This is a genomic window from uncultured Phenylobacterium sp., from assembly GCF_902826855.1.
Taxonomy (GTDB): Bacteria; Pseudomonadota; Alphaproteobacteria; order Caulobacterales; family Caulobacteraceae; genus Phenylobacterium.
The window spans coordinates 2,839-10,109 of record NZ_CADEGK010000172.1; the positions used below are offsets into that span (position 1 = coordinate 2,839).

At 67.8% G+C, this 7,271-nt stretch carries 11 protein-coding genes and 1 tRNA gene; 2 read left to right on the plus strand and 10 right to left on the minus strand.

Annotation, left to right across the window (positions count from 1 at the left end; translation table 11 throughout):
• The 5 genes from argC to QZV94_RS19295 form a co-directional block, all read right to left on the minus strand.
• Positions 1-521, minus strand: a 521-nt coding sequence (gene argC, locus QZV94_RS19275) for an N-acetyl-gamma-glutamyl-phosphate reductase (RefSeq protein WP_293680563.1), incomplete at its 3' end; no start/stop codon positions are given.
• A gap of 92 nt (positions 522-613) precedes the next feature.
• Positions 614-1,105, minus strand: coding sequence for a 30S ribosomal protein S9 (gene rpsI / locus QZV94_RS19280; RefSeq protein WP_293680540.1), 492 nt, complete (start codon positions 1,103-1,105; stop codon positions 614-616).
• Entirely contained in the window at positions 1,105-1,578 is a 474-nt protein-coding gene (rplM, locus tag QZV94_RS19285; protein WP_293680566.1) for a 50S ribosomal protein L13, read from the minus strand. The genes rpsI and rplM overlap by 1 nt, the downstream gene beginning before the upstream one ends.
• A 157-nt stretch (positions 1,579-1,735) precedes the next feature.
• Entirely contained in the window at positions 1,736-2,341 is a 606-nt protein-coding gene (locus QZV94_RS19290) for a cytochrome P460 family protein (RefSeq protein ID WP_293680543.1), read from the minus strand.
• 89 nt (positions 2,342-2,430) lie between these two features.
• Entirely contained in the window at positions 2,431-3,462 is a 1,032-nt protein-coding gene (locus QZV94_RS19295) for a COX15/CtaA family protein (RefSeq protein ID WP_293680545.1), read from the minus strand.
• Positions 3,463-3,548: 86 nt separating this feature from the next.
• On the opposite strand from QZV94_RS19295, the gene QZV94_RS19300 reads away from it, so the two are divergent.
• Positions 3,549-3,743 (plus strand): DUF2842 domain-containing protein, encoded by a 195-nt coding sequence (locus QZV94_RS19300; protein WP_293680548.1) that lies wholly within the window; start codon positions 3,549-3,551, stop codon positions 3,741-3,743.
• Between the two features lie 69 nt (positions 3,744-3,812).
• A tRNA-Pro gene (locus tag QZV94_RS19305) sits at positions 3,813-3,889 on the plus strand.
• A gap of 83 nt (positions 3,890-3,972) precedes the next feature.
• Here the strand turns inward: QZV94_RS19305 and QZV94_RS19310 are convergent.
• The 5 genes from QZV94_RS19310 to plsX all read right to left on the minus strand — a co-directional run.
• Positions 3,973-4,269, minus strand: a complete 297-nt coding sequence (locus QZV94_RS19310) for a hypothetical protein (RefSeq protein ID WP_293680551.1) — start codon at positions 4,267-4,269, stop codon at positions 3,973-3,975.
• A gap of 155 nt (positions 4,270-4,424) precedes the next feature.
• Positions 4,425-4,817, minus strand: coding sequence for a MerR family transcriptional regulator (locus tag QZV94_RS19315; protein WP_293680554.1), 393 nt, complete (start codon positions 4,815-4,817; stop codon positions 4,425-4,427).
• Between the two features lie 15 nt (positions 4,818-4,832).
• Entirely contained in the window at positions 4,833-5,135 is a 303-nt protein-coding gene (locus QZV94_RS19320) for an integration host factor subunit alpha (RefSeq protein ID WP_293680569.1), read from the minus strand.
• A gap of 102 nt (positions 5,136-5,237) precedes the next feature.
• Complete coding sequence (locus QZV94_RS19325) at positions 5,238-6,218, minus strand: beta-ketoacyl-ACP synthase III (protein ID WP_293680557.1); 981 nt, start codon at positions 6,216-6,218, stop codon at positions 5,238-5,240.
• A 1-nt stretch (position 6,219) separates the two neighbouring features.
• On the minus strand, positions 6,220-7,271 hold a 1,052-nt coding region (plsX, locus tag QZV94_RS19330; RefSeq protein ID WP_293680560.1), incomplete at its 5' end, for a phosphate acyltransferase PlsX.

Below are 7,271 nucleotides of genomic sequence, written 5' to 3' on the forward strand. Positions count from 1 at the left end.
GCGCGGAAGGCATCGTTCGTGCCTTCCGGCGTCATGCCGGTCTCGAACTCTGCGATCAGCCCTTTGCCGCCCCCGGAGTAACCCGAGACGGCGTTGACGGTCAGCGGGAAGGCCGCCGGCACGAGCCCCGCTTCCACCAGCGGCCGCACCAGCGCAATGAACCCGGTCGGGTAGCAGCCCGGGTTCGACACCCGCGTGGACACGCGGATCGCGTCGCGCTGTGTGGGCGACATCTCGGCGAACCCGTAGGTCCAGTCCGGCGCGACCCGGTGCGCCGTCGACGCGTCCACCACCTTGACGCTGTTGGAGGTGATCATCCCCACCGCCTCGATCGCAGCATCGTCCGGCAGGCAGAGCACGACAGCGTCCACCCCGTTCAGGAGCTCGGACCGCGCGTCGGGGTCCTTGCGCCGAGCCGGATCGATCGAGACCACCTCGACGCCGTCGTGGCGCGCCAGTCGCTCGCGGATCTGGAGCCCGGTAGTGCCGGCTTCGCCGTCGATGAAGACTGTGTGAGCCATGGTCCGTCGGTCCGAGTGAAAGGGCGTAAAGAAAAGGGGCGCTCCGGTTTCCCGAAGCGCCCCCTGTCCACAAACGCGAGTTTCGCGCGCGGCTAGCGCTTCGAGAACTGGAAGCTGCGTCGAGCCTTGGCCTTGCCGTACTTCTTCCGCTCCACGACGCGGCTGTCGCGGGTCAGGAAGCCATGCGGCTTCAGCACGGCGCGCAGGCCGGGCTCGTAGTAGGTCAGGGCCTTGGAGAGGCCGTGGCGCACGGCGCCGGCCTGGCCGGAGAGGCCTGAGCCTTCCACCGTCACCACAACGTCGAACTGGCCGAGGCGGTCGGCGATCTGCAGCGGCTGGGCGATCATCATCCGCAGCACCGGACGGGCGAAATAGACCTCCTGGTCGCGGCCATTGATGGTGATCGAGCCCTTGCCGGGCTTGATCCACACGCGGGCGACGGCGTTTTTGCGCTTGCCGGTGGCATAGGCGCGGCCCTGGGCATCGACCTTGCGCTCATGCACCGGCGCTTCCGCCTGGGTGCCCATGCCCTTCAGGGCGTCGAAGCCGGTGGCGGCTTCGGTCGGCGTTTCAGCTTCGCTCATTAGGCGCTCCGCACGTTCTTGGCGTTCAGATCGGCGAACGCGATGGTCTCGGGGTTCTGCGCCGCGTGCGGGTGCTCGGGGGCATTGTAGATGCGCAGGTGGGTCATCTGCTTACGGGCCAAGGGGCTTTCCTTGGGCAGCATCCGCTCGACGGCCTTCTGCAGGACGCGCTCGGGATACTTGCCGGCCAGGATCTGCGCCGGGGTCCGCTGCTTCACGCCGCCCGGGTGGCCGGTGTGCCAGTAGTAGACCTCGTCGGTGGCCTTCTTGCCGGTGAACTTGACCTTGTGGGCGTTCACGACGACGACGAAGTCGCCGCAATCGACGTGCGGGGTGTAGTCAGGCCGATGCTTGCCGCGAAGACGCATGGCGATGAACGACGCCAGGCGGCCGACCACGGCATCCTGGGCGTCGATCACGATCCACTTCTTCTCGACCTCGGCGGGCTTCAGCGAAGCCGTGGTGCTCTTCAGCATGAGGGACGTGTCCAATAGAACCTGCGGGGGTTCGCTTGGCGCGCCCCCGACGTGAGGCGGGGCTTATGCCGACAAAGAACATCGACGTCAACATGGATGAGCGCCCCACCCAAACGCTAGTCGACTGATTTCATGAAATAAAACGACTGGGGTATTATTTTACCGCAGCATTTTCAGTGGCCAGGTAGGTCGTATCGAGAGTTCCGTTGGCGCGGGCGATGGGCAAAAGGGTCGGATAGAACTGCACGAAGGTGGTGTCCGAAGCCCCGTGCTTCTCGTGGCAGGCGTTGCAGTCGGAGGTCTGCGGGAACTCGATCCCCGGCCCCTCGCCGCGGAAGGCGAAGAACGCCCAGCCGCTCTTGAACCGCTTGTCCTTCACGTGGAGCTCGGTCGCCAGCCGGTTCGTCTGGAAATGGCCGCGCTTGTTGATCGATCCCTCCGCCGCGGCGCCGCGGATCTCCAGCACGAAGACGGCCCCTTCCGGCCAGCGGCCGGACTTCTCGAAGTGGGCGTAGGCCACGCGGTCAACGAAGACGTTGTCGAACACGTGCGCGTTGGTCGGGCCGGCGTTCTCGCCATACGCCATATCCATGCCGGACGAGAGGTAGACCCAGGTGCGGTAGTCGCTGGGGAACGCCATCCTGCCGTCGGGCAGAAACGTGGCGGCGGGCTTCGGCGGCTGTGCCTGCGAGATGGCCCCGCCCGCCAGTGACACGGCCACGGCCACGCCGGCCGACATGCCCAGAATATGCAGCTTCATGACGTCACCCCTGACTCGTAACGCCGTTTTGCGGCGTTCCGACCCTGGCCGCAATGACAGGAAGGCGGCGTTTCCTGCCACAGCCGCGCCTAGAGACGCCGCACGCGCCAGGCAAAGCCGATCGCGAGCGCGAACAACAGGGCCGCCGCCAGCTGATGGGCGAGGCTGAGGCCTACAGGCGCGCGGGCCATCAGGGTGGCGATCCCCAACGCCGCCTGCGCCAGAATGGTGGCGGCCACGCCCACGCCCAGCCAACGCGCCTCGCGACTGAGGACGCCGGAGCGCCACGCCCCCACGCCCAGCGCCACCGCGCCGATCGTCAGCCCATAGGCGACGAGCCGGTGATGCAGCTGCACCGCGCCCTGGCTATGCGCCAGGCTGCTCCAGAGGCTCCCCACCCAGTAGTCGTCGGGCAGCAGCGCGCCGTTCATCAGCGGCCAGTCGTTGTAGACCAGCCCGGCGTCGTTGCCGGCCACCAGGGCGCCCAGCAGGATCTGCAGATAGATGACCCCGATCAGGGCCGCGGCCCACCGTCCCCAGGGGCTGGGCAGGGTCTGCCGCGCGGCGCCGGCCCAGGCGTCGAACGCGGTCCACAGCAGCAGGCCCAGAAGGGCGAAGGCGAGCCCCAGGTGGACCGCCAGCCGCTCCGGCGCGACCGACACACGGCCGGCCAGCCCGCTGGCCACCATCCACCAACCGACCGCGCCCTGCAGGGCCCCCAGCGCGAAGATGCCCGCCAGACGCAGGAACAGCCTGCGCGGCAGCTCGCGGCGGATCGCGAACACCACGAACGGCGCGAAGAACACCACGCCGATGAGCCGGCCCAGGAACCGGTGCGACCACTCCCACCAGTAGATGGTCTTGAAGTCGGCCAGGCTCATCCCGGGGTTCAGCTGGGCGTACTGGGGGATTTGCTTGTAGCGCTCGAACTCCGCCAGCCAGTCGGGCTGGGAGAGCGGCGGCAGGGCGCCGGTCACCGGCTTCCATTGCGTGATCGACAGGCCGGAGTCTGTCAGCCGCGTCGCCCCGCCCAGGATGACCATCCCCAGCACCAGGGCGGCCACGACGAACAGCCAGGTCGCAACCGGCTTCGAGCGGTCCGAACGCAGGAACGAGGTCATGGGCTGAGGTGGACGGCTTTCACGGCTGAATGTTGGCGCTTCCTAGCGGGCTTACGCCGCCGCGCCCAGCCCGCTATGAGGCCACGATGTCCCCTCGCCTGCGCAAGTTCATCGGCATGTTCGCCATCCTGGGCTTCGTGCTCGCCTACATCGTGGCCGCGGTGACGATCGGGGATCACCTGCCGGATCATTGGGCCGTGCGGCTGGCGTACTACGGAGTCGTGGGCACTGTGTGGGGCTTCCCGCTATTCCCGCTGATCAAGTGGATGAACCGGGAGTAGCGCCGCGGAAGTTTCCCGTTGCCCTCACCGGCCCATCCGCTAGAAGACGCGCCTCGCCGCCTGGCCCTTCGGAGCGTGGCGCAGCTTGGTAGCGCACTTGACTGGGGGTCAAGGGGTCGCAGGTTCAAATCCTGTCGCTCCGACCAGCGGCCGGCGGCGAGAATTTCCCTCCGACCTGGATGTTCGGCGAATCACCCGACCGCGCCCGGGTCCCAGCAGCGGCCCAGGCCTACCGGCCCATTCCGCCCACCAGCCTCGCCGGCGCGGAGCGGTCGTCTTCCACCGCCTCATAGGTGAGCGCGAAGACGTCGGGTTTGCAGGAGTAGAGTTCGCCCTTCACGCCGCGGATGATCCAGTCGCCGGGGGTGGCGGTGAGCAAGCCCTCCAGGGTGTCGATCCTGGCCCCGCCGCGGTAGGGACGGATCTTGCCGGACGCCACCGCATCGCTCAGCCAGTCCGGCATGTCGCCTTCCAGCGGCAGGCGGAAGGCGTCGATCTCAACCGGCCGCTTGCGGAATCGCGCCATCGCGTAGCTCTCCGTTCGCGACGATCAGACTACAGAGACTATTTCTGGTCTAGCGACCTCAATGTCACAGCCCAGACTTGCATCCATGGTTACCCGCCAAGCGTACAATCCCGATACGGTGCGTCCGGCTCCGCGGATGCGTGACAAAGCCGGGCTTAGCCCTTCAGCAGGCCGTCCAGCCGGGCCTTGGCGCTCTCCAGGTCGCGAAGCGCTTCCAGGAGGGCAGTCTTGTCACCCCGGGACGCGGCGGGCGCTGGCGCCGGCTGCGTCGCGGCCTCGCCCTGACCGGCGGCGACGAGGCATTTGATCCCTTGTTCGCGGTGCAGCTTCTGCACGCCCTTAATGGTGTAGCCCTCGTCGTGCAGCAGGTGGCGAACGCCGCGCAGCACGGAGATGTCCGACGGGCGATAGAAGCGCCGCCCGCCGGCCCGCTTCATGGGCTTGATGAAGGTGAACTTGGTCTCCCAGAACCGGAGCACATGCTGGGGCACGTGAAGCTCGTCCGCCGCTTCGGAGATCGTACGGAAAGCGTCGGGCCCCTTGGCCACCGGACTACACGGGCCCTACCGCGACAACGCGTGGTCGACTCGGGCCTTCATCACCTGAGAGGCGCGGAAGCCGATCACCCGGCGCGGATCGATGGCGGCCGGCTCGCCGGTCTTGGGATTGCGGCCCATGCGGGCGCGTTTGGCGCGGACCTGGAACACGCCGAAGCCGGAAAGCTTGACCTGTTCGCCGCGCTCCAGCGCCTGGCACATCAGCTCCAGCACGCGCTCGACCAGCTCGGAGCAATCCTGTCGCGTCAGGCCGACCTGCTCGTGCACCGCTTCGCAGAGGTCGGCCCGCGTCACCGTCGCGCCCTTCATGCCCGCTTTCGCCCCTGCCCCCACGTCGTTCATGGATCTTGATTGTCCTATCGTCACAAAGACTTCAAGTCACACTCTACAGCGAAATGAGCCGCCTGGCCGTCACAGGCGCAGGACGCAAGCGCCCCACGTCAGACCGCCGCCCATGGCTTCCATGAGCAGAAGCTGTCCCGGCTTGATGCGACCGTCCTTCAGGCCCTGATCCAGCGCAAGCGGAATCGAGGCCGCCGAGGTGTTTGCGTGCTCGGCGACCGTGGAGATCACCTTGGTCTCATCGATGCCCAGCCTACGGGCCACACCCTCCAGAATCCTCTGGTTGGCCTGGTGCGGGATGAACCAGTCGACGCTGGACACCTCGATGCCGGCGTCGGCGGCCGCAGCCACCACGGCTTCGGAGATGTTGACGACCGCGTGGCGGAACACCTGGTTGCCCTGCATGCGCAGGTAGCCGGTCGAGCGCGTGGTGGAGACGCCGCCGTCGACATAGAGCAGGTCCTGCTTGGTCCCGTCGGCCCTGAGCGCCCAGCCCAGCAGGCCGCGATCGGCAATAGTGCCCTCGCCTTCCTGCGGCTCCAGAACCACGGCCCCGGCCCCGTCGCCGAACAGCACGCAGGTGCCGCGGTCGGTCCAGTCCATCAGCCGGGTCATCTCCTCGGCGCCGATCACCAGGGCGACCTTGGAGCGGTTGCGGGCCACGAACCCGTCAGCCACCGAGAGCGCGTAGACGAAGCCCGAGCACACGGCCTGGATGTCGAAGGCTATGCCGATGGGACAGCCCAGCTTGCGCTGCACGATGGTGGCCGTGGCCGGGAAGGTCAGATCCGGCGTGGTGGTGGCGACGATGATCAGGTCCACGTCGGCCGCCGTGCGCCCGGCCGCCTCCAGGGCCTTCTTCGCGGCCTCGACGGCGAGGTCGGAGACCGGCTGGTCGTCGGCGGCCTGGCGGCGCTGGCGAATGCCGGTGCGTTCGCGGATCCATTCATCCGAAGTGTCGACGCGCGTCGACAACTCGTCATTGGTGACGATGCGCGGGGGCAGATACCCGCCCACCCCGGTCACGACGCTCCGCAGGACTTTGGGCAATTCAGGCGGCTCCATCCGCGGACGCGGCGCCGGTGGTTTCCAGCGCGGCGGGGAGCCGCCTCATATTCCGTTCGATCTCCGAGGCAAAGCCGCTTTGCGCCAGATCGGCCGTCGCCTTCACCCCCTTGGCGAACGCGCGCACGTCGGCGCTGCCGTGGCATTTCATGACCAGCCCATTCAGGCCCAGTAGTGGGGCCGTCGGTGGCGGACTCACCTTTTCGCCAAACTGGAGTAGCGATTTGCGCGCCAGCAGGTAGCCCAGCATGGTCACCGGCCCGTCGGACAGGGCGGCGCGCAGTTCGCCCCTCATAAAGCGCCCGGCCCCCTCCATGGACTTCAACGCGACGTTGCCGGTGAATCCGTCGGTGACGACCACCTCCACCGTACCGGCGGTAATGTCGTCGCCTTCGACGAAGCCCTTATAGTTCAGATCCAAGGCGCCCTCGCGCAGGATGCGGTGGGCCTCGCGGACCTCCTCGTGGCCCTTCGTCTCCTCGACACCGACATTCAGGAGGCCGATGGTCGGTTTGGCCACACCATGGGCGGCCCGATGATACGCCTCGCCCATGATCGCGAACTCCACCAGCCGGGCGGCGTCACAGTCGACGTTGGCTCCCACGTCCAGGAAGGTGGTGACACCCTTGGAGTGGGGCATGTTGGCCACCAGGGCCGGCCGGTCCAGGTCGGCGGTCATCCGCAGGATCAGCATGGAGATCGCCATGAGGGCGCCGGTGTTGCCAGCCGACAGCGCCACCTGGGCCTGGCCCTCGCGAACCGCCTCCACGGCGTTCCACATGGACGTGCCCTTGCCCCGCCGCATGGCCTGGGAGGCTTTCTCGTCCATGGCGATGACGCGGTCGGTGTGGCGGACCTCGCAGCGGGCGGCGAGCGCCTTGTGCCGGGCCAGTTCCGGACTGATCGCCGCCTCGTCGCCATGCAGCAGCAGGCGCGCCTCGCCGAGCCCGGCCAGGGCGGCCGCGCAGGCGGGGACAACCACGGACGGTCCGTGGTCACCGCCCATGGCGTCGATCGAGATCACCAGGGATTGGGTCC